A 1,015-nucleotide genomic window follows, 5' to 3' on the forward strand; every position below is an offset into this window, starting at 1 on the left:
GAGACGATCACCGAGCTCACACCCCTGATCGGTGTCAAGGCCGCCTGCCGGGCGGTCGGCAGGTCGCGGGCCACGCACTACCGTCACCACCGCAAGAGCCCGACCCCGCCGAGGCCACCACGACGCGAGCCGGCCCGCCAGCCCCGCGCCCTGAGCGCGGCGGAGGAGGCCCAGGTGCTGACCGTGCTGCGCTCGGCGCGGTTCGTCGACATGGCCCCGGCCGAGATCTACGCGGTCCTGCTTGACGAGGGCACCTACCTGTGCTCGGTCTCGACGATGTACCGCCTGCTCCGCAAGCGCGGCGAGGTGCGCGAGCGGCGCCGCCAGGCCACCCACCCGGCCCGGGTCAAGCCCGAGTTGGTCGCTACCGCCCCGAACCGCGTGTGGTCGTGGGACATCACCAAGCTGCACGGTCCGGCGAAGTGGACCTACTACTACCTGTACTCCATCATCGACATCTTCTCCCGGTACACCGTGGGCTGGATGGTCGCCACGAGGGAGGCCGCGCCGCTGGCCGAGCGGCTGCTGGCCGAGACGATCACCAAGCAGGGCATCGACCGCGGCCAGCTGAGCATCCACGCCGACAACGGCTCCTCGATGGCCTCCAAGCCGGTCGCGTTCCTCCTGGCCGACCTGGGAGTGACGAAGTCGCACAGCCGCCCCCACGTGTCGAATGACAACCCCTACTCCGAGGCCCAGTTCAAGACCCTGAAGTACCGCCCGGAGTTTCCCCACCAGTTCGGCTCGATCGAGGACGCCCGCGCGTTCTGCGCCGAGTTCTACCGCTGGTACAACACCGAACACCGCCATTCCGGGATCGCGATGCACACCCCGTTCGACGTCCACCACGGCCGCGCCACCACCGTCCAGGACCACCGCTGCCGTGTCCTGACCCGCGCATACGGCGCCCACCCCGAGCGCTTCGTCCACCACCCGCCCGTCCCGCTGACACTGCCAGAGACGGCGTGGATCAACCAACCCCCCAAGGAGACGACCAACTCAACGATCCAGCACA

Annotated in this window: 1 protein-coding gene; it reads left to right on the forward strand. The window is 69.2% G+C overall.

What is annotated here, in order from left to right; translation table 11 throughout:
• The coding region (locus BQ9890_RS14330) for an IS3 family transposase (protein WP_075893331.1) at positions 1-1,015 on the forward strand (1,015 nt) is incomplete at both ends.

The organism is Actinomyces provencensis, assembly GCF_900155435.1.
Lineage (GTDB): Bacteria > Actinomycetota > Actinomycetes > Actinomycetales > Actinomycetaceae > Pauljensenia > Pauljensenia provencensis.